Consider the following 20913-nt stretch of genomic DNA (forward strand, 5'->3'; position numbering starts at 1 on the left):
GCGGTTGGGTGATCGGTCGGTTGCGAGGTCATCGGAGGAAGGCTGCGGCGACACCGGCGTCGACGGGGATGTGCAGGCCGGTGGTGTGGGAGAGGTCGCCGGCGGTGAGGGCGAAGACGGCGTTCGCGACGTGCTCGGGCAGCACCTCCTGCTTGAGCAGGGTGCGCTGCGCGTAGAACGCGCCGAGCTCGGACTCCGGGACGCCGTACACGGCGGCGCGCTTCGCGCCCCAGCCGCCGGCGAAGATGCCGGAGCCGCGGACGACGCCGTCGGGGTTGACGCCGTTGACGCGGATGCCGTGCTCGCCGAGTTCGGCGGCCAGCAGCCGCACCTGGTGGGCCTGGTCCGCCTTGGCCGCGCCGTAGGCGATGTTGTTCGGGCCGGCGAACACGCCGTTCTTGCTGGCGATGTAGACGATGTCGCCGCCGAGGCCCTGGTCGATCATGATCCGCGCCGCCTCCCGGGCGACCAGGAACGACCCGCGCGCCATGACGTCGTGTTGCAGGTCCCAGTCGGCGGTGGTCGTCTCCAGCAGCGGCTTGGAGATCGACAGCCCGGCGTTGTTGACGACCAGGTCGACGCCGCCGAACGCGAGCGCCGCGGCGGCGAGCCCGGCGGCGATCTGCTCCTCGTCGGTGACGTCCGCGGCCACCGCCACGGCCCGGTCGGCGGGCCGCGCCGCGGTGGCGCCGATCTCGGCGGCCACCTTCTCGGCCGCGGCGCCGTCCCGGTCGGCCACCGCGACGCACGCACCGTCGGCGGCCAGCCGCAGGGCGATCGCCCGGCCGATGCCGGAGCCGCCGCCGGTGACGAACGCGACCCGGCCCGCGAGCGGGCGAGGCTTCGGCATCCGGGCGAGCTTGGCCTCCTCCAGTGCCCAGTACTCGATCCGGAACTTCTCCGACTCGTCGATCGGCGCGTACGTCGAGACGGCCTCCGCGCCGCGCATCACGTTGATCGCGTTGACGTAGAACTCACCGGCGACCCGAGCGGTCTGCTTGTCGGCGCCGAACGAGAACATGCCGACGCCGGGCACGAGCACGATCGCCGGGTCGGCGCCGCGCATCGGCGGGCTGTCGGGGGTGGCGTGCCGCTCGTAGTAGGCGCGGTAGTGGTCCCGGTAGGCGGTGTGCAGCGCGCGCAGCCGGTCGGCGACGGCGTCGAGGGGCGCGTCCGGGGGCAGGTCGAGCACCAGTGGGCGGACCTTCGTGCGCAGGAAGTGGTCCGGGCAGGAGGTGCCGAGGGCGGCGAGCCGCGGGTGTTCGGCGTGCGCGAGGAAGTCGAGCACGGCGTCGGCGTCGGTGAAGTGCCCGACCATCCGCCGGTCCGTGGACGCGAGCCCCCGGATGACCGGGGCTAGGGCGGCGGCCCTGGCTCGCCGCTCGGCCGGCGGGAGCGCGCCGAAGCCGGCGACCGGCGGGCCGAACGGCTCGGCCTTGCCGTGCTCGGCGAGGAACCGCGCCGCCGTCTGGATGATCTCGAGCGCGTTCGCCTCGCACTGGGCCGACGTGGCGCCCCAGGCGGTGATGCCGTGCCCGCCGAGGATCACGCCGATGGCGTTCGGGTGCTCGCGGGCGACGGCGGCGATGCCGAGGCCGAGCTGGAAGCCGGGACGCCGCCACGGCACCCACACGACGCGATCGCCGAAGCACTCGGCGGTCAGCCGCTCGCCGTCGGCCGCGGTGGCGAGCGCGATCCCGGCGTCCGGGTGCAGGTGGTCGACGTGGGCGGCCTCGACCAGGCCGTGCATGGCGGTGTCGATCGACGGGGCGGCGCCGCCGCGGCCGTGCAGGCAGTAGTCGAACGCGGCGACCATCTCGTCCTCGCGGTCCTCGCCCGGGTAGGCGTCGACGAGCGCGCGCAGCCGGTCCAGGCGCAGGACGGCGAGGCCGGCGGCCTTCAGGGTGCCGAGGTCGCCGCCGGAGCCCTTCACCCACAGCAGCTCGACCGGGCCGCCGGTGACCGGGTCGGTCTCGGTGCCCTTCGCCGACGTGTTGCCGCCGGCGTAGTTGGTGTTGCGGGGGTCCGCCCCCAGCCGGTTCGACCGGCCGAGCAGCTCGCCGACCACCGTCGTAGCGTCCGTCCCGGCGGCGCGGCCGGTCCCGCTTGCCGCGGCCGGTCGCGCTGGCTGCTCGTTCATCGTGTCCCAAGTCCCTTCGTGTTCTGGTGGGTCCGGTTCTGGCGGGCCTGGCTCCCGCGCTTCGGGCGGCTCCCGCGCTTCGGGCGGGTCACGCGCCGCCGCCGCCGGGGCCGACGACGACGAGCTCGATGCCGAGCAGGTCGGCGACGGCGGCGAGGTCGGCGGCGCGGTGGCCCGTGCCGAGTGCCCAGTGGTGGTCGACGCCGGTGGCCGACCAGGCGTCGACCCACTCGCCGGGGTCGCGCCCGAAGTCGACCCGCGACGTCGTGTTGCCGATCCGCAGCAGCGGCCCGTCGACGACCGTGCCCTCGGCCGCGATGAACCGGAACGTGCCGTCGCGCAACTGGCCGAGACCGAAGGCGGTCACCGGGCCGTGGGCGACGTCGAACTCGACGGACACGCCCCAGCCGCGCTTGCCGTGGTAGGTCCCGAGCCCGCGCAGCAGCGGCCGGCGGGCGCTGATCGCCAGGTGCGCCGGGCCGTCGTGGCCCATCTCGACGACGCCGTCGCGGAAGTTCAGCGCCTGGATCTCGGTGAACGAGCCGCCGGCGCCGAGCCGGTCGAACATCAGCATGGCGAGGCTGGCGCGCAGCTCGTACTCGCCGCAGACGGGGATGCCGCGCGCGGTGAGCAGCGACGCGCCGAGGATCAGCCCGGCGCCGACCCGCTCGTGCTGCTCGCCGTCGAGGCCCCGGTGGTAGTAGGCGAGCGAGTCGAGCGCGAAGTCGTCGACCAGCCGGTCGAGCGCGACGGAGACCCGGGCGCCCCAGCGCAGGTCCCCGCCCGCGACCGACTCGTCGAGGGTGAACACCTCGCGGGCGAGCGCGAGCCGGGCGTCGGTCTCGGCGTCGGTCACCTTCTCGACGCGGACTCGCAGGTCGTCGACCTCCAGGATCTCGACGTGCCCGCCGAGCTGGGCGGAGACGAGCGTCGGGTCGGTGGCGACGTCCATCATCCCGGGGTAGAGGTGGCCGAGCAGGCCGTGCCGGCCCGTGCGCAGCGCGGCCCGCACCCCGGCGGCGCGTACCCAGCGCTCGATTCGGCGCCACGCCCGCTCGTCGGCGAGGTAGCCCGAGACGGACCGGAACTCGACGCCGCAGCGGCGGAACGCGTTCGCCATCTCGGGCAGGGGGCAGGCGCCGCAGTAGGCCAGCCAGTCGCCGGTGTCGAAGGTGTCGTGGTCCATCGCCTCGGTCGGCTGCAGGTTGAGCAGGAGGACCGGGGCCCCGGCGCGCTGCGCGATCGGGACCAGCATGCTCGCGGTCATGTAGGTGGTGAGGAAGCCGACGATCAGATCGCAGTCCGCGGCCCGCAGCCGGTCGGCGGCGCGTGCGCCCTCCTGCGCGTCCGAGATGAAGCCGACGTCGACGACCTCGCAGTCGAGCGCGGACAGCCGGGCCGAGACCTCGCGCGCCGACTGCTGGAGCCTGGGCAGCAGCGCCGGGAACTGCGGCCAGTAGGCGCCGAGCCCGCCGGCCACGAGGCCCACCCTGGTCGGGCGGGGCGTGACCCGCGCCAGCCCGGCGGCGAGGCCGGACACGCCTGGCGCCATCGGCGTGCCCGGCGCCGCCGGCGTCGGCGCGTTGGTCGTCGCCGCGCTCGTGGTCGTGGCCGTGGTTGTGGTCGTGGATGTCATGGTCGGGTTCCTCCTTCCGGGGCGGCCGGGCGGGCGCCGGTCAGGGTGTCTGCTTCGCTCCGTCGCCCGCGCGCTCCGGCCCCGTACTCCGGGGTTCCTGCCGGATCGGCGGAGCTTGCGTAGCCGATCTGGCAGGTCCGGCTCAGGCGCCCCAGCCTGCCTGCTGGCCGCCCGCGCGCTCGGCGACGATCCGCTCGGCGTAGCCGGAGCGGCGGTAGGCGGCGGTCGGGTCGGGGTCGAGGCCCGCGTCGGCGCGCAGCTCGGCGAGCAGCGGGCGGACGTCGGTGTTGTAGGCGTCCATGAGGATGGCGTTCGAGCCGAGGACGTCACCGGCGTGCTGGGCGGCGCGCAACGCGTCCCGGTCGACGAGCAGCGCCTTGGCGGTCGCTTCCTGGACGTTCATCACCGAGCGGAGCACCGCGGGGATCTTCGGCTCGATGTTGTGGCACTGGTCGAGCATGAACGCGATGCCGCCCGCGAGGGCGTCGGCGCGGACGATCTCGTACATGATGCGGAACAGCTGGAACGGATCTGCGGAGCCGACCATCAGGTCGTCGTCGGCGTAGAACCGCGAGTTGAAGTCGAACGCGCCGAGCCGGCCAGCGCGCAGCAGGAACGCGACGATGAACTCGATGTTGGTACCCGGCGCGTGGTGGCCCGTGTCGATGCAGACGGCCGCCTTCGGCCCGAGCTCGACGCAGTGCGCGTAGGAGGTGCCCCAGTCGGGGACGTCGGTGGCGTAGAACGCGGGCTCGAAGAGTTTGTACTCGAGCAGCATCCGCTGCCCCTCGCCGAGCCGGTCGTAGACCTCGCGCAGCGCCTCTGCGAGCCGGTCCTGCCGGTCGCGCAGGTCGTCCTGGCCGGGGTAGTTCAGGCCGTCCGAGAACCACAGCTTCAGGTCGGTCGAGCCGGTGGCGTCCATGATGTCGACGCATTCCAGCAGGTGCTTGACCGCCTTGTGGCGGATGCGCGGCTCCGGGTTGGTGACGCTGCCCAACATGAAGTCGGGGTCCTGGAAGACGTTGGAGTTGATGGCGCCGATCCGGACGCCCTGGTCGCGGGCGTAGGCCGCGAGCCCGTCGTAGTCGTCGACCCGGTCCCAGGGGATGTGCAGGGCGACGCTCGGCGCGGTCCCGGTGTACCGGTGTACCTGCGCGGCGTCCGAGATCTTCTCGAACGGGGTCCTGGGCACGCCCTGCTGCGGGAACACCTTGAACCTGGTCCCGGAGTTGCCATAGGCCCATGACGGGGTCTCGATCTGCAGCGAACGCAGGCCTGTCTTCACAACATCCGTCGGGTTCGCCATCGTCATCACGCTCCTTGGGTCCGGCGCCGTCGGGGCGCCGGGGGCGGCGTCGCGGACGTCGGTGGGTAGACGACTGGGACCGGGCCGAGCCGAGGCCAGCTGGGACCGGACCGCGGCAAGCCGCCGCGGGTCCGGCGGGCTCGGCGCCCGCCGGCCGGCCCGCTCGGGTCGCGCTGGCGCGGTCGGGTCGTCTCGTCTGTCCGGCCGGACAGAAAGGATGGGGAGGGGTCAGTCCAGGTGGAAGACTTCGGTGAGCGGTTGCATGGCCTCGTCGGGGCCGCGGCCGTCGATGCCGGTGAAGAAATCGGTCATCTCCTTCTGCCAGCGTGTGTTCACCTCGGTCGCGGCCATCGCCGCCTGTGCGGCGGCCAGGTCCGGCGACTCGACGTACCCGATGAGCAGGCCGTCGTCGCGCAGGAAGAGCGAGTAGTTGTGCCACCCCGCGGCCCGCAGCGCGTCGAGCATCTCCGGCCAGACGGCGCGGTGGCGCTCGGCGTACTCGACCAGGCGGTCCGGCCGAACCCGCAGGGTGAAGCAGTACCGCCGCACGGCGATCTTCTCCCTCCGATGTCCCGTTCAGGCTGGTTCGCGCCCCGGTTACTCCGGTGGCGCCGGTTGCCGTGTCGCCCGGTCCCGCCCGTCGCGCCGGGTACGCCCGCCGCGACGGTCCCGGCCCTCGCGACGGACGCGCCCGACGCGACGGACACGCCGCCGCGAGGCCGGCCCGCCGGCCGCCCGGGCAGGGCGACCGGCGCGCCAGACGCGCTCAGAATCAGAAGTCGAACTTGTCGATGTTGTCGGCGCTGAAGACCGTCGGCGGGCCGAGGACGATCTCGCCGTCCTTGCCGATCGTGTACTTGCCGAGCTTGCCGGCGGTGAACGTCTCGCCCTCGGCGCCCGTGATCTGGCCGGAGGCCAGCGCGACGCCGGCGTAGGCCGCCAGGTAGCCGATGTCGGCCGGGTTCCACAGCGCGAACTGCTTGACGGTGCCGTCCTTGACGTACTCGCGCATCTGGTTCGGGGTGCCGAGGCCGGTGACGACGACCTTGCCCTTGTAACTGGAGCTGCTCACGTACCGGGCGGTCGCCGCGATGCCGACCGTGGTCGGTGAGACGATCGCCTTCAGGTTCGGGTACGACTGCAGCAGGCCCTGCGCCTGCTGGAACGACGTCTGGTCGTCGTCGTTGCCGTAGGCGATCTTCACCAGCTTCAGACCGCTGTACTCCGGCTTGGCCAGCTCGGTCTTCATGACGTCGATCCAGGCGTTCTGGTTCGTCGCGTTCGGGGTGGCCGACAGGATCGCGATGTCACCCTGGCCGCCGACCAGGTCGCTGGTCATCTTCACCAGGCCCTCGCCGATGCCCTGCGTGGTCGCCTGGTTGATGAACACGTCGCGGCAGTCCTTCGCCGCGTCCGAATCGAAGGCGACGATCTTGATGCCGGCGGCGGACGCCTGCTTCAGCGACGGGCAGACGGCGTTCGGGTCGTTCGCCGCGATGCCGATGACGTCCTGCTGCTGCTGGATCAGCGTGTTGATGTAGCTGACCTGCGACGACGCGGACGCGTCGTTCGGCCCGACCAGCTTGTACTCGCCCTTGAGGTCGCCGAGCGCAGCCTTGCCGCCGCTGACCTCGATGTCGCTGTAGGGGTTGTTGAGCTGCTTCGGCAGGAACGCCATCTTCACGCCGGTCTTCAGCGTCGCGTTCGGGTTGGCGCTCGCCGCGGCACCGCCCGACGTGGCGCCGCTGGAGGTGGCGTCGTCCTTCGACGTGCCGCCGCAGGCCGCGAGGCCGACCGTCAGCGCGACTAACGCCGCGGCGGGTAGGAGGAGTTTTCTGGACCGGCGTGGCTGCATGGCTGGGGGAGTCCCTTCGGAGTGGCCGCTGGCCGCCAGACGGTCGGCGTGACCGTGACCGCTGGCGGGCGGTAAGGCGGTAAGGCGGTGGAGCGGTGGAGGCGGATGGGTCGCCACGGGTTCGCCGACCTCCCTTCTGATCACATCCAGTAGCAAACGACTACCTAGTGTGATCAACGATGGGCGGGTCGAACGGAGCCTGTGGGCGGTGCCCGGTGGACGTGGGGTGGGCGGTCGGTGGCGGGGTGGTCGGCGTGACCCGGCGGTCAGGAACCGGGCAAGGGTGGAGAGAGGGGCGTTGGCCTGCGGTGTCGGGCGCGGGAGACCGCGGCCCTGGTCCGGCGGATGAGGTTCGGGACGAGTACCGACACGACGAGCAGCGCGCCGGTGACGACGTTCAGGGACTCGTTCGAGACGTCCGACAGGCGCATGGCGTTCTGCAGTGCGGCCAGCAGCACGACCCCGCCGAGCACCCCGGGCAGGGTGCCGCGGCCGCCGAAGATCGAGACCCCGCCGAGCAGGACGGCGGCGACGACCGCGAGCTCCAGACCGGAGCCGTTGTCGGCGCGGGCACTGGAGTAGCGCAGCGTCCACAGCACCCCGGCGAGCCCCGCGACCGCGCCGGTCACGACGTAGAGCCAGAACTTCAGCCGGCCGACGCGGATCCCGGCGAACCGGGCCGCCTGCTCGCTGGCCCCGGCGGCGAACGCCCAGCGGCCCACCGGCGTCGCGTGCAGCACGACGGCGAACACCACCGCCAGCGCGGCCAGCGGGATCAGGACGTTCGGCACCGCGGAGCCGCCGACGGTGCCTGTGACCCAGTTCGTGTACTGGGCTGGGAAGTCGGCGACGGCGGTGTCGCCGAGGACGACGAGCGCCAGCCCGCGGAAGAGCGCCAGCGTGCCGATCGTCACGGCCAGTGACGGCAGCCGAAACACCGTCACGAACAGGCCGTTCACCGCGCCCAGGACCGCCCCGAGCACGATGCACAGCGGGATGATCGTTTCGATGGTCATCCCGTGGTTCCACAGGCTGCCCATCACCGCGCTGGACAGGCCCAGCGTGCTGGCCACCGACAGGTCGATCTCGCCGGTCACGATCACGAACGTCATCGGCAGCGCGATCAGCGCGATCGGCAGCAGGTCGAGGACCAGGAACGTGAAGTTGCGCGATGTCCCGAAGTTCTCGACCGACGCGGAGGCGACGACGATGACGAGCACCGCGAGCACCACGACGCCAAGGTCCCAGCTCGCCAGCCGGCCCAGCTGTGCTCCCGGGCCTTGCCGCGCTCCCCGGCCCGCGGCCGGCGGCCCGGCGCGGCCGCCACCCGCGGGCGGCGCGGCGTCGGCGAGGCTGTCGGCGGTAGCAGCGGCAGCGGTGGCGGTGGCGGTGGCGGCCGGCCGGTCGCTGTCAGCGGACATGGGAGCCCCTCTTCTTCAGCGCCGCCGCGACCCGCGCGGCGATCAGCCGGTCGATCCCGATCGCGAGCAGGATCAGCGCGCCGACGATGGCCTGCTGCCAGAACTGGTCGACGCCGAGCACGGGCAGCGCGCTGCCGATCGTCGTGAGCAGCAGCGCCCCGAGCGCCGCGCCCCACACCGAGCCGCTGCCGCCGAAGATCGCGACACCGCCGACGACGACCGCCGCGACGACGTTCAGCTCGTAGCCGTTGCCCGCGGCGGCGTCGACCGTGCCGAACCGGGCGGCGAACAGCACGCCGGCCAGGCCCGCGAGGGTGCCGCTGGCGAGGAAGGCGGCCAGCGTGCGCCGGCCGACCGGGATGCCGGCGAGCCGCGCCCCGTCGGGGCTCGACCCCAGCGCGTAGAGCTGGCGCCCGGCCGGGTAGGACCGCAGCACGACGCCGGCGACGACGAGCACGGCGACGGCGATGAGCACCAGGTACGGCACGCCGAGCACCGTCGCGGTGCCGAACTTCAGGAAGCCGTCCGGCAGCTCGTCGGCGTTGATCTGGCTGCCGCCCGCCCACAGGTAGGCGACGCCCCGGTAGGCGTACAGCGTCCCGAGCGTCACCACCAGCGCCGGCACGTCGCCGAACCGGACGAGCAGGCCGTTGACCAGGCCGCAGCCCGCGCCGACAGCGATCCCGACCAGGACCGCCACGATGATCGGCATGCCGGGATGGTTCATCAGCAGCGTCCCGGCCGCGAACGCGGACAGGCCGAGCACCGAGCCGACCGACAGGTCGATGTTGCGGGTGATGACGACGATCGTCTGGCCGACCGCGAGCACGCCCAGGATGGCGGCGCCGAGCAGGATGTCGCGGATCGACTGCGAGTGCACGAAGCTGGGATGGCCGATGGCGGTCACGAGGACCAGCAGCGCCAGCGCCAGCACGATGCTGATCTCGCGCGCCCGCAGCACCCGCTCCAGTACGGACGTCCGCGCGGGCATCGCGCGCGCCGGCATCGTCCGGACGGAGTCCTCAACGGTGGTCACAGTGCGACCTCCACGCCCTTCTCCGCCGGCTGCTCGCCCGCGGCCGAGGTCGCCCCGGTCGTCGCGGCTTCCCGCTTCCGCTGGCCGACAGCGGCGAACATCACGGACTCCTCGGTGGCGTCCGCGCGGTCGAGCTCGGCGACCAGCCGGCCCTCCCGCATCACCAGCACCCGGTCGGCCAGGCCCAGCACCTCTGGAAGCTCGGACGAGACCATCAGGACGGCGACGCCGTCCTCGGCGAGACCGGAGATCAGCCGATGCACCTCGGCCTTCGTCCCGACGTCGATGCCGCGGGTCGGCTCGTCCACCATCAGGACCCGGGGCAGAGTCGCGAGCCACTTGGCGAGTATGACCTTCTGCTGGTTGCCGCCCGACAGGGTCGACACCGCGTCGGCCAGCCGGCCGTACTTCGTCTGCAGCCGGGCCGTCCATTCGGCGGCCGCGCGCCGCTCGGCGCCGCCGAAGAGCAGCCCGAGGCGGGCGAGCGCCCCGGAGCGCGGCAGGGTGACGTTGCGGGCGATCGAGGCGTCCATGACCAGGCCCTGCAGCCGCCGGTCCTCCGGCACCAGCGCGAGCCCCGCGGCCATCGCCGCGCGCGGCGACCCCGCGCGCAGCTGGCGGCCGTGGACGCGAACGGTGCCCGCGTCGCGGGGGTCGACGCCGAAGACCGCCTGCGCGACCTCGGAACGCCCGGAACCGACCAGGCCGGCGAGTGCGACGATCTCGCCCGCGCGCACCTGGAAGGAGACATCCCGGAAGACGCCGTCGCGGCGCAGGCCGTCGACCTCCAGCACGACGTCGCCCGGGGTCGTCGACCGCCGCGGGTAGAGCGTGGACAGGTCGCGGCCGACCATCCTGCGGACCAGGTCGTCGACGGTCAAGCCGGCGAGCGGGTCCGTCGAGACGTGCCGGCCGTCGCGCATGACGGTTACCCGCTGGCACAGCGCGGTGATCTCCTCGAACCGGTGCGAGATGAACAGCACGGCGGCGCCCCGGTCGCGCAGCGAGCGAGCGACGGTGAACAGGCGCTCGACCTCGACGGTCGACAGCGCGGCCGTCGGCTCGTCCATCACGAGCACGCGGGCGTCCGCGGACAGCGCCTTGGCGATCTCGACGAGCTGCTGATCGGCGATCGACAGGCCTCGCGCCGGCCGGGCCGGGTCGATGTCCACGCCGAGCCGCTCGAACAGGGCCGTCGCGTCCCGGACCATGCGTGCCCGGTCGATCGCGTGGAACCGGCCGCGGGGTGGCTTCGCCATCGCGATGTTCTCGGCGACGGACAGGTCGGGGAAGAGCGTGGGCTCCTGGTAGATCACCGCGATACCGGCGGCCCTGGCATCGGCGGGGGAGCTCAGCGCGAGCGGGGCGCCGTCCATCTCGATCGTGCCGGTGTCGGGGCGGTGTACCCCGGCGAGCATCTTGACGATCGTGGACTTGCCGGCGCCGTTCTCGCCGACCAGGGCGTGCGCCTCGCCTGCGTAGAGAGGGAACGAGACGTCGCGCACCGCGGCGACTGCCCCGAAGGACTTGGAGACGTCGCGCACCGCTAACAACGGCGCCTGCTCTGCGGGCATCTCACCCCTTCAATGAAAGGTTTCAATGCTGTGACCAGCGCAACTTAGCTGGCGTCCCGAACGGTGTCAAGGTCCGGGTTACTGCCCGGTTGGGCGCTTCGGTTGTGTCGCCGCGGGGGCCGTTCTGTACTATCCGCTCGTCAGGCGACGTGCATCGGTGCCTCGTCGGCGCGGTGGGGTTGGCGCGGTTCCTCGATTCGCGTGCTTCCCCAGCTGGCGTGGTTCCTCGGTTGGCATGGCGCGGTTGGCACGGTTCCGTTGGCGCAGTTCAGCTGGCACGTTTCAAGGATTCGGGGAGCGGCGTGGACGAGGCCGAGCAGGCACCACCCGAGGGCGGCGAGCGCTCTCGCGTGGCGGCAGCCGTGCCTGCGCGGTCCGCCGTGCCGGCGCAGCCTTCCTCGGCCCGCCTGTCCGGCTCGAGCCCCGTAGCGGGCCGGCCTGTCGCGGGCACGCCCGTCACGAGTACGGGCCGGGCGGTGAGCGTCAGCCGCGCCGCCGGCATCAAGGAGGTTGCGGCGGCGGCGGCGGTGTCGCTCGGCACGGTGTCCAATGTCCTGAACCGGCCGCAGCTGGTCAGCCCGCGAACCCGGGCCCGGGTCGAGCGGGCGATGGAGGAACTCGGCTTCGTCCGCAACGAGTCGGCACGGGCGCTGCGCGCCGGCAGCAGCCGGATCCTCGCCTATGTGATGCTCGACCCGTCGAACCCGTTCTTCACGGACGTCGCCACCGGGATCGAGGAGGTAGCCGCGGCCGCCGACCTGTCGGTGTTCCTGTGCAACAGCGGCGAGGACGCGGCCCGCGAGGCCCGCTACCTGGACCTGCTCCTGGAGCAGCGCGTCCAGGGCGTGCTCATCACCCCGGTCGACGCGGTGAACGAACGGCTGCGCACCCTGCCCGCGCGCGGCACCCCGGTCGTGCTCGTCGACCGGGTCGCCGGCGCCGGCGAAGGCTGCTCGGTGTCCGTCGACGACGTCCTCGGCGGCGAGCTCGCCGCCACCCATCTGCTCGAGCGCGGCCACGAGCGCATCGCGTTCATCGGCGGTCCGGACACCCTCAACCAGGTCCGCGACCGGCGCGCCGGCGCGCTCCGCGCCCTGGAACGCGCCGGCCTGCCGCCGGACCGGCTGACCGTGCTCGCAACCGGCGCGCTCACCGTCGCCGAAGGCCGGGGCGCCGCCGAACGGCTCGTCGGTCTGCCCGCCGCGCGCCGTCCCACCGCCGCGTTCTGCGCGAACGACCTGATCGCGCTCGGGCTGTTGCAGATGTGCGTGCGCCTCGGCGTCGCCGTCCCCGGGGACTGCGCGATCGTCGGCTACGACGACATCGACTTCGCCGCGGCCGCCGCCGTCCCGCTTACGTCCGTCCGCCAGCCCCGCTACCTCCTCGGCCGCACCGCCGCCGAACTGCTCCTCGACGAGGCCAACAACCCGGCCCACGAGCACCAGGCCGTCCAGTTCACCCCTGAGCTTGCGGCCCGCGCCTCCACCGTCGGCTGACCGGCGCGGTGAGCGTTCCCGTTGCCGGGTGGGTTTGTCCGTCGAGGGCGGGACAGGCCTTCGCCCCTGCCCTCCGTGCGTGCCGAGGCCTCGTGGGCCTCGGCCGCCAGCCGGACTGCCCCGGGTCGGTTCAGGAGAGGCAGGTGGCGGTGCGGGTGCCAAGGCGGCAGGCGGCGCCGGGCGGGGCACTGCCGCCGGCATCGATGCCTTCGCGGAGAGATGCCTTCGCAGACCCACTGGGCACCATCCGCGGCGCGCCGCCCGGCCACCCGTTCATACACGTGGCGGGTCTGACAGGTGGACGGGCGTCGGTAACGAACTCGATACCGGCTTTCGTCCGCGAGTTCGTGGCACGGACAAAAACGACGGCGGATTCTTCAGGAGAAGACCCTCAGACCTCTCCTCGTGCCGGCGGTCCAGCCATTGACAGGCGAACCGCGGGTGTTCGCCTGCGCCCGGAGCTGGTATCTGCTCGCGGAGTCCACCGGCGGCAGTAGTCACGCTGTGTGACACCAGTGAGGGGCAAAAGGCCCTGTGGGTGACCGTGTGGCCCATGCATCGCGCCGTCGCGGGGAGTCGGACAACGGCGACATCGGCTGACAAGACCATGCGGGCCCGCGCCGGCCTTGGCCCTTTTCGCTGTCGTTCGCCCGATCCCCGTGCCCGCCGGGACTTCCGGAATTGTGCGACAGAAAGTGTTCGCCGAAATACATGGCGCGGCATTGCTCCGGGTAGCCTTTCGACCGGACGGACAGAGAACTCAGGGGACACATCTTGAAAGAGAGGTTCTCCTATGCGAATCCATCGAACGGCAGGGCTTCTGGCTTCCGTTGGAACGGCCGGCGTGCTGGCCGTGGCGGCGGCGGTGCCGGCAAGCGCGGACCTGAACGATCCGACGGTTACGATCCGGGGCGTCGCGACGTGTGCTGTGGGTGTTCCGACGGCTGTTTCGATCAACACCGACCCACCGGTCGAGAACCGGACCACCGGGGTCGGGCCGACCGGTGTGTACTCGGTGACCCTGTCCAACGTCCCGCCGTTCGGCAAGAAGGCCAGGGCGTCGGTCAGCTGCTCGGTTCCCGCCGCCAACTTCCAGAACACCTTCGTCGTGGATCGTCCGCCGGCCCCGGGCGACACCATCCTCACCGTGAACCTCGCCTGACCTGACCTGACGGAAGATACCTGTTACGTTAGCCGGTTTTCCGTCCGCCCATGATGCGCAGAGGCGGCCTTCGCGGCTCCCGCGAAGGCCGCCTCGTCGTGCCCCGAACCCACACCGACCGAACTCGTGCCGCCGCGCCGGGTCAGAATCTGCCAGGGTCGGCGGGCCAGAATCCCGGGTGCGGCGAGAATCCACCGGCTCGCTCGCGCCGGCCGGCGGCGTGGTTTTCGTCGCGGTGGCGTGCCAACCGGGTGACTTACTGGCCGGTCTCGGCGGTGTGCTGCCCGTAGAGTTCCCGCACCTCGTCCTCGGTGAAGTCACCGAGCCGCAGCGACTCGACTTTCACATTGAACGGGCTCGCCGTGCCCCGACGGTTCGGGTCGCCACCCGAAGCGGCCTTATAGGCACGTACGTCCGCAGGCCGCAGAGGGCTATTGCGGCGGGGAAATTCGCGGGACGGTCGTTGAAGCCGTCGCGCAGCTGACGCAGCGGCCGGTTCCCGTCGCGATTCCTGGATTCTCGCTGCTACCCGGGTGACAGGCCGGGTAGCAGCGAGTCCGCTGTAGTCATCCGGTCAGCGGGTGGTGCGCCCGGACGGGTGCGAGGCCCGTCTCAGTACACCGCGTACCCGCTGAGGCCGCCGCCGGCGATCGCACTGATGTCGTGCAGGCCGGTGACCTTTGCCGGGGTCGGGCGGTTGGTGGTGGTGCCGTTCCCAAGCGCGCCGCCGGCGCCGGATCCCCAGGCCCACACAGTGCCGTTACCGCGCAGCGCATACCCGGTGTAGGCGCCGGCCGCGATGGCGGTGACCCCGGTCAGGCCGGAGACCTGGACCGGGGTCGGGCTGTTCGTCGTGGTGCTGTCACCAAGCTGGCCTTCGTAGTTGTACCCCCACGCCCAGACCGTGCCGTCCCCGCGCAGCGCATACCCGCTGTTGCTGCCAGCCGCGATGGCGATGATCTGGGTCAGGCCGGCGACCGGCACCGGGGTCAGGCTGTTCGTCGTGGTGCCGTCACCAAGCGCGCCGAAGCTGTTGGATCCCCAGGCCCAGACCGTGCCATCACCGCGCAGCGCATATCCCCGGTACACACCGCCGGCGACGGCGGTCACATCGGTCAGGCCGGAGACCTGCACCGGGGTCAGGCTGTCCGTCGTAGTGCCGTCACCAAGCGCGCCGGCGTTGTTGAACCCCCAGGCCCAGGCGGTCCCGTCGCTGCGCACCGCGTACCCGGTGTGCAGACCGCCGGCGACGGCGGTCACATCGGTCAGGCCGGAGACCTGGACCGGGATCGAACGGTTGATGGTGGTGCCGTCGCCGACGGCGCCGTGGTTGTTCAGCCCCCAGGCCCAGGCGGTCCCGTCGCTGCGCACCGCGTACCCGTTGTGGGCGCCGGCCCCGACGGCGATCACATCGACCAGGTCGCTGACCTGCACCGGGGTCAGGCGGTCGGTGGTGGTGCCGTCACCGAGCTCGTTGTGTGAGTTGTCACCCCAGGCCTGGACGGCGCCGTAGGCCATCGCGTACCCGGTGCTCTCGCCGGCCGCGACGGCGGTGATTTCGTCTATGCCCGTGGTCTGGACTGGCGTCAGGCGGCCCGTGGTGGTGCCGTCGCCGAGCTGGCCCTGGCCGTTGGCGCCCCAGGCCTGTACTGTGCCGGGCCCTGGGAGCCCGCTCTGGCCAGGAAGCACCAAGGGCGCCGGCGCCGGTTTGTCCCGTGTCAGGACCGCCGGCCCGGTCGTGGCAGCTGTCGCGGCCATGGGTAGGACGATCACCCCTACGGCGGCCAGCACCGCCGAGCACATCCCTGTTCGCCATTGTCGCTGAGACATGTCTGCTCTTTCTGTCCGAAGGACAGGCCACATCCCCCCGTGGCCGCTCTGTGTGTTACTTCTATTACACAGAGCGTTGTCGGCGAGCGGATATGTTGACCAGGCGTGCCCGTGTTGCGCCATAGCGTGTCGTCCAGTCGAGGCGAGACGGCCAGAACCCGACATACGGCCTCCGCCGCGAACGGTCGATGACGCGGCGTGATCGCGTTGAGTCCGGAGGCTCGTCCGGCCAGATGCCGGGGCGGCGGGTTCGCCCGGCAGGTTCGCAAAGCCGGCCGGTTCGCAAAGAAGGCCTGCGTCTCGACGAAGCGGAGGACGTCGCAAGTCTCGCGGACATCATCCGCTCGAAAGGGACCGCAGGCCGGGCGAAGGACCTCATCCTGCCGCCGATCCGCTGTGAGTGATCCTGGGGACAACGGCCGCCGGGTGTGCGAAGGAAGATCATTTTCGCACACTCTTTGGCCCTCTAGGCGGCTGACCAGCTCGCACGACAGCACGACGACTACGCCCTGAGCGTGGACGCCCTCCAGGTCGACCTTCCCCCCAGGAACCGACAGCTAGAGCTGGCACCGGAGCAAATCAAACGTCGCCCGTACGTACTATTTCTGTGGAAGCGACGCCACAGCAGCCCGGCGCGGGCATATGACCCGAGTCACCATTTGCTATGCAGTTCGTCGTTTCGCTGCGGCCGCGGCCACTGCCGACCTCGGCCATCTGGTCGCGGTCATGGCGCGATCATGCCGGACCCCGGCCTCCGTACCCGGACTTGTCCTGATCCCGACACCTCGACCCCAGGTCCGGGACGCGAACGTGCAGGTGGCCGATGGGACGGGCATGGGTGTGGCTCGCGCCGCATCAGGGCGTCGTCGGTTGTCCAGGGCCGGCGGGTGGGGCTGAATGAGGCGGCATGAGGACGTTGGTGCGGGGTGGGGTCGTGTTGCCGATGGCGCCGAGGCGGGCGCTGCTGCAGCCGGGATCGGTGCTGTTCGACGGGACGGAGATCCTCGCCGTCGGGACGGTGGAGGAGGTCGACGCCGACCCGCGGGCGGCCGGGCCCGATGTCGAGGTGATCGACGCGGCGGGGTTCGCCGTGCTGCCGGGGCTGCACAACTGCCACCTGCACTCCGGCCTGCTACGCGGGACGGCCGAGGGGCTCGCCCTGTTCGACTGGCTGCAGACCTACGTCGACCCGGCCCACCGGGCGCTCACACCCGAGATCGCCGAGGCGGCGAGCTGGCTGTGCTACGCCGAGGCGGTCCGTTCCGGCACCACCTCGGTCATGGACATGTGGCGTTTTCTCGACGGCTCGGCGCGCGTCGCCGGGCAGCTCGGCCTCAGGGCCACGCTCGTGCCGTATGTCGCCGACGAGGAGGGATACGACTACTTCGAGTCGATCGACTCGACCCGGGCGCTGCTCGCCGCGCACCGCTCGTCGTTCGACGGCCGGGTCCGCTCCTGGGTCGGCCTGGAGCACCTCTTCTACTGCACCGAGCGCGCCTTCGCCGACGCGGCCGCGCTCGCCGCCGAGTACGACACCGGCCTGCACGTCCACTCCAGCGAGAGCCGCTGGGAGGTCGAGGAGTCGCTGCGCCGCTATGGTCACCGGCCGCTGGCGGAGATCGCCCGGCGCGGCGCGCTCACGGACGGACGGGCGGTCGTCGCGCACTGCGTCTGGCTCGACGACGCCGAGATCGAGCTCATCGCCTCGACCGGCACCCGGGTCGCCCACTGCCCGGCGTCGAACATGAAGCTGGCCTCCGGCCCGGCGCCCGTCCCGAAGCTGTGGTCCGCCGGCGTCACCGTCGGCATCGGCAGCGACGGGGAGAAGGAGAACAACAACCTTGACCTCCTCGAGGAGGTGAAGATGGCGTCGCTGCTGCAGAAGCTCGTCGCCCTCGACCCGACCGCCGGCGACCCGTGGGACATCCTTGCCATGGCCACGATCGAGGGCGCACGCTGCCTCGGCCTCGCCGACATCACCGGCAGCCTCGAACCGGGCAAGCGCGCCGACGTCATTACCGTCGACCTGCGCAAGCTGCACACCACTCCGCTGCTGTCCGGACCGGACGCCAACGTGGCCGCGCATCTGGTCTTCTCGTCCTGCGGCCAGGACGTCGACAGCGTCTGGGTCGACGGCCGCCGCCTGCTCGCCGCCGGCGAGCTGCTGACCTGCGACGAGGCCGCCGTCCGCGCCCGCGCCCAGTCCGCCGCGGAGGAGCTGTTCGCCCGCCGCGCCGCCCTCGCCCCCCGTTAGTGATCCTGGGGACAACGGCCGCCGGGTGTGCGAAGGAAGATCATTTTCGCACACCCTTTGGCCCTCTAGATCCACGGGACCAGCCGCTTGCCGCGCCTGGCTGTGGGGCGGCCTCATGATCTGGTGGATTCCTCTCTGCTCCAGGCCGGAAAGTCCACCGGATCATGGAGGCGCCGCCCGTTCGCCAGGGCGCGGCCCGTCCCCGGTGAGCCGATACTGCTCGGCTGATCCGCGGAGCCCGCGCGGATCCCGTGGACAGGGCACCAGACCCGGGCGGACTGGCGGCCGGACGGTCAGAGCGCGGCGGCCGCGGCCCGGGCGACGGCCTGGTCGTCGTCGGCGGTGCCGCCGCTGACCCCGACCGCGCCGACGACGAGCCCGTCGCGTATCAGCGGGACGCCGCCGACGGGCCTCGCGGCCCGCCCCCGGCCGCTGACGTCGCCGAACCGGTCGTCGTCGGGGACGTGGCCGCGACCGGCACCGCCGCGGTACCCATTCTCGAGGTAACCGCCCTTGTCGTATCCGCCCTCGTCGTGCCTGTCGTGCCCGTTCGCGTCGTGCCCGTTCCCGCGGCGCCCGCCCCCGTCAGGATGGTCCGCGTGGAACCCGTCCGACCGGTAACGGTCCGCGTGGTGCCCGTTGTCGGCCTGCTCGGGCCCGCGGAAGCGGGACACGCTGGCCGCCGCGAGGTCGCGTACCCGCTCCTCGGCGGGCCGGGAGCGCCCCGCGTGGGCGGTGACCGCCTTGTTGATGGACACGTCGACGCTGCCGACCCAGGCGCCGTCCATCCGTACGTGCGACACGAGGTTGCCGCCATCGTCGACGACGGCGATGTTCATCGGCTGGCCGAGCTCGCGCGCCCGCCGCTCGCCCGCCGCGATGACCCGGCGTGCGTCGGACAGTGACAAGGTCACGATCCCCCCTCACCTTCCACTGACGGGTCTCGTCGCCCCGTCGGCGCCGCCCCCGTGCCCTGCTGTGAATCTGGGCGGTCTGCCCGTCGCCGACGCTAGATCCGTCCGCGCCGCGGGGCGCCGTGCGCCACGTGGCACACCTGTCGCCCAGCTGGCGGCGGGGTGAGCGGTGGTCGTGGGAGGAGGGCTGCCACGACCACCGCGGTGTTCACCCGGCGGGCAGGACGCGCCCGGCTCAGGACGCCGGCGGGGCGAAGAACTCCAGCGCTATGCCGTCCGGGTCCTTGACGGCGAGGCCGGAGCCGTAGTGCGCGTCGACGATGTCGCCGTGCTTGATGTCCAGCTGCTCCAGCCGGTCGCGCCAGCTCTCCAGCTCGGCGCGATCCGCGCAGCCGAACGCGACATGGTCGAGGCCGGCCCGCCGCGGGCTGAACTCGCCCGCCCAGGTGCCCTCGGGGAACTGGTGCAGGCCGAACAGCTGCCCGCCGTCCAGGGCGTAGACGACGTGGCGGAACGGACCGGTGTCCTCGTCGAGCACCGGCTCGGCGCCGAACAGACGGGTGTACCAGGGGACGCTGGTCACGAGGTCGGTCACCGTGACGGCGACGTGCGTAACCGCGGGGAAGGACGTCATCGGACGTCTCCTCTCTTGAGTCTCGTCTGAATCTCGTCGAGAAATCTCATCGGGCCGCTCCGGCGTGGAGTGCCGGAACCGGACGTCGCTGAAGCTAGGAAAGGCGACTTCCGCCGAGCTTCTTCGGGCCTGTCGGGGCCGCGACCGCGTCGGGGAAGGCCCAGGGAAGGTGCGGGTGAGCCGGGCTCGCGTCGGTCCGCTCGTGTGGGTCGGGGGACTGCGTGAGTCGAGCTCGTGTGGGTGGTCTGGGAGCAATACGGCGGTTGTCGGCGCGGAAGGTGTCGGGAAGGCGACCGCTGTCGTGGTTTCGCGGCGGGCCGGACCGGCCTCACCAGGCCGACAATCGTCGTCATGGCGCTGGCTGAACGGGCACCGGTTGTCCTGGGGTGGCCCGAGATGGAGATCCAGCTGCTCGGCGGCTTCGAGGTGACGCTGCGGGGCGCCCCGGCCGGTGGCGGCCGCGGGCGCGTCGAGGTGCTGCCCGAGGAGGTGTGGCGCCGCCGGCAGGCGGCGGCACTGGTGAAGCTGCTGGCGCTGGCGCCAGCGCGGCGGCTGCACCGGGAGCGAGTGCTCGACGCGCTCTGGCCCGACGTTCCCGTCGACGAGGCCGCGCCTCGGCTGCACAAGGCGGCGCACTACGCTCGCCGCGCGCTGCGCGACCCGGAGGGAGTTCTCCTGCGCGGCGAGGTCGTCACGCTCTGTCCGGACCGGGACGTGACCATCGACGTGCGCGTTTTCGAGGACCTGGCCGAGCGCGCCCTTGGCATTGACGGCACCGGTGGGCGTCCGCCGCGTGCCGCCGCCCGCGCGGCCGATAACCGGAACCTGCCTGGCGTCGGACCTGGCCCCGCTACCGACGCGGTTGCCGGCGTGCGTCCTGGGGATCCACACGCCGCCGGCCCGCTCGACGCCGGCCGGCGGTCCGGCGGTGCTGGCGGGGGCGACGGGGCCGCCACGGCGGAGTCGGCGCTGGCGGCGCGCGCGGTGGACGCCTACGGCGGGTCGCTGCTGCCCGACGACCTGTATGAGCCGTGGACGCAGGCCGACCGCGACCGGCTTCGGCTGCTCTACCTGCGGCTGCTGCGCGCCGCCGGCCGCTGGGACCGGGTGCTCGCCGAGGACCCGGCGGACGAGGAGGCCCACCTGGCGCTTATGCGCGGGTACGTCGCCCGCGGTGAACGGCACGCGGTGCTGCGCCAGTTCGAGCGGATGGACCGGGCGCTGCGCCGCGAGCTTGGCGTCGGTCCCGGGACCGATGCCCTCGCGCTGCGCGCCGCCGCCCTGGTCGCCCCACCACCTCCGGTGATATTGCCCCCGGCCCCGGCCCCGATCCCTACGCCCAGGCCGGCGCCGGCAGCCGCGGCCGCGACGCCCGAGGCCGAGGCGTCGGCGACCCATCCAGCCGCTCCCTCGTCGACAGACCAGGCGTCAGCCGAGGCGGAGGCGGAGGCACCGGCGGCCGGCGGCCGGCGGCTCGACAGCGGTCGGTCTGATGGCGAACGGCGCGCGGGCGCGCGGGCTGACGCCCCGCGGGGTGCGCAGGTGGGCCTACGGACTGGTCCGCGGCCTCCCGACAGCGTGGCCGCCGCGGACGGCCTGGTCGGGCGGGACGCGGAGCTGCGGTCGGTTGAGCACGTGCTCGCCCAGGTCGGGGC

At 72.4% G+C, this 20913-nt stretch carries 15 protein-coding genes; 4 read left to right on the top strand and 11 right to left on the bottom strand.

Annotated features, from left to right (window positions below; all coding sequences use genetic code 11):
- Positions 1–28 precede the first annotated feature (28 nt).
- From BCD48_RS29460 to BCD48_RS29495, 8 genes are all read right to left on the bottom strand, one after another.
- The gene (locus BCD48_RS29460; RefSeq protein WP_241842078.1) at positions 29–2140 is read right to left on the bottom strand and encodes a bifunctional aldolase/short-chain dehydrogenase; all 2112 of its coding nucleotides are present in this window, start codon (positions 2138–2140) and stop codon (positions 29–31) included.
- Between the two features lie 88 nt (positions 2141–2228).
- Positions 2229–3776 (bottom strand): L-fucose/L-arabinose isomerase family protein, encoded by a 1548-nt coding sequence (locus BCD48_RS29465; RefSeq protein WP_241842079.1) that lies wholly within the window; start codon positions 3774–3776, stop codon positions 2229–2231.
- 142 nt (positions 3777–3918) lie between these two features.
- A complete protein-coding gene (gene rhaI / locus BCD48_RS29470; RefSeq protein WP_071051658.1) occupies positions 3919–5088 on the bottom strand; it encodes an L-rhamnose isomerase in 1170 nt (389 codons plus the stop codon).
- 222 nt (positions 5089–5310) lie between these two features.
- A complete protein-coding gene (locus tag BCD48_RS29475) occupies positions 5311–5631 on the bottom strand; it encodes an L-rhamnose mutarotase (protein ID WP_071051659.1) in 321 nt (106 codons plus the stop codon).
- Positions 5632–5854: 223 nt separating this feature from the next.
- On the bottom strand, positions 5855–6937 hold the full coding sequence (gene rhaS, locus BCD48_RS29480) for a rhamnose ABC transporter substrate-binding protein (protein ID WP_071051660.1): 1083 nt from the start codon (positions 6935–6937) through the stop codon (positions 5855–5857).
- Positions 6938–7203: 266 nt separating this feature from the next.
- Positions 7204–8358: an ABC transporter permease gene (locus BCD48_RS29485; RefSeq protein ID WP_241842080.1), complete on the bottom strand. Its 1155-nt coding sequence runs from the start codon at positions 8356–8358 to the stop codon at positions 7204–7206.
- Entirely contained in the window at positions 8348–9394 is a 1047-nt protein-coding gene (locus BCD48_RS29490; RefSeq protein ID WP_198543446.1) for an ABC transporter permease, read from the bottom strand. The genes BCD48_RS29485 and BCD48_RS29490 overlap by 11 nt, the downstream gene beginning before the upstream one ends.
- Positions 9391–10968, bottom strand: coding sequence for a sugar ABC transporter ATP-binding protein (locus BCD48_RS29495; protein WP_071051661.1), 1578 nt, complete (start codon positions 10966–10968; stop codon positions 9391–9393). The genes BCD48_RS29490 and BCD48_RS29495 overlap by 4 nt, the downstream gene beginning before the upstream one ends.
- A 302-nt stretch (positions 10969–11270) precedes the next feature.
- Between BCD48_RS29495 and BCD48_RS29500 the strand changes: the two genes are divergently transcribed.
- Both BCD48_RS29500 and BCD48_RS50830 read left to right on the top strand, forming a co-directional pair.
- Complete coding sequence (locus BCD48_RS29500) at positions 11271–12464, top strand: LacI family DNA-binding transcriptional regulator (RefSeq protein WP_241842081.1); 1194 nt, start codon at positions 11271–11273, stop codon at positions 12462–12464.
- A 928-nt stretch (positions 12465–13392) separates the two neighbouring features.
- Positions 13393–13626, top strand: a complete 234-nt coding sequence (locus BCD48_RS50830) for a hypothetical protein (RefSeq protein ID WP_131804122.1) — start codon at positions 13393–13395, stop codon at positions 13624–13626.
- Between the two features lie 612 nt (positions 13627–14238).
- Here the strand turns inward: BCD48_RS50830 and BCD48_RS29510 are convergent.
- On the bottom strand, positions 14239–15456 hold the full coding sequence (locus BCD48_RS29510) for an RCC1 domain-containing protein (RefSeq protein WP_241842082.1): 1218 nt from the start codon (positions 15454–15456) through the stop codon (positions 14239–14241).
- A 907-nt stretch (positions 15457–16363) separates the two neighbouring features.
- Between BCD48_RS29510 and BCD48_RS29515 the strand changes: the two genes are divergently transcribed.
- A complete protein-coding gene (locus BCD48_RS29515) occupies positions 16364–17710 on the top strand; it encodes an amidohydrolase (RefSeq protein WP_071051664.1) in 1347 nt (448 codons plus the stop codon).
- Positions 17711–18003: 293 nt separating this feature from the next.
- Here BCD48_RS29515 and BCD48_RS56895 read toward each other — a convergent pair whose 3' ends face one another.
- Both BCD48_RS56895 and BCD48_RS29525 read right to left on the bottom strand, forming a co-directional pair.
- The gene (locus BCD48_RS56895) at positions 18004–18624 is read right to left on the bottom strand and encodes a GlcG/HbpS family heme-binding protein (protein ID WP_071051665.1); all 621 of its coding nucleotides are present in this window, start codon (positions 18622–18624) and stop codon (positions 18004–18006) included.
- A 235-nt stretch (positions 18625–18859) separates the two neighbouring features.
- A complete protein-coding gene (locus BCD48_RS29525; RefSeq protein WP_071051666.1) occupies positions 18860–19258 on the bottom strand; it encodes a VOC family protein in 399 nt (132 codons plus the stop codon).
- A 396-nt stretch (positions 19259–19654) separates the two neighbouring features.
- Here BCD48_RS29525 and BCD48_RS54195 point away from each other — a divergent pair.
- Positions 19655–20913 (top strand): AfsR/SARP family transcriptional regulator (locus BCD48_RS54195; RefSeq protein ID WP_274536591.1); only part of this gene is annotated, 1259 nt, incomplete at its 3' end.

Source organism: Pseudofrankia coriaricola (assembly GCF_001854805.1).
Lineage (GTDB): Bacteria > Actinomycetota > Actinomycetes > Frankiales > Frankiaceae > Pseudofrankia.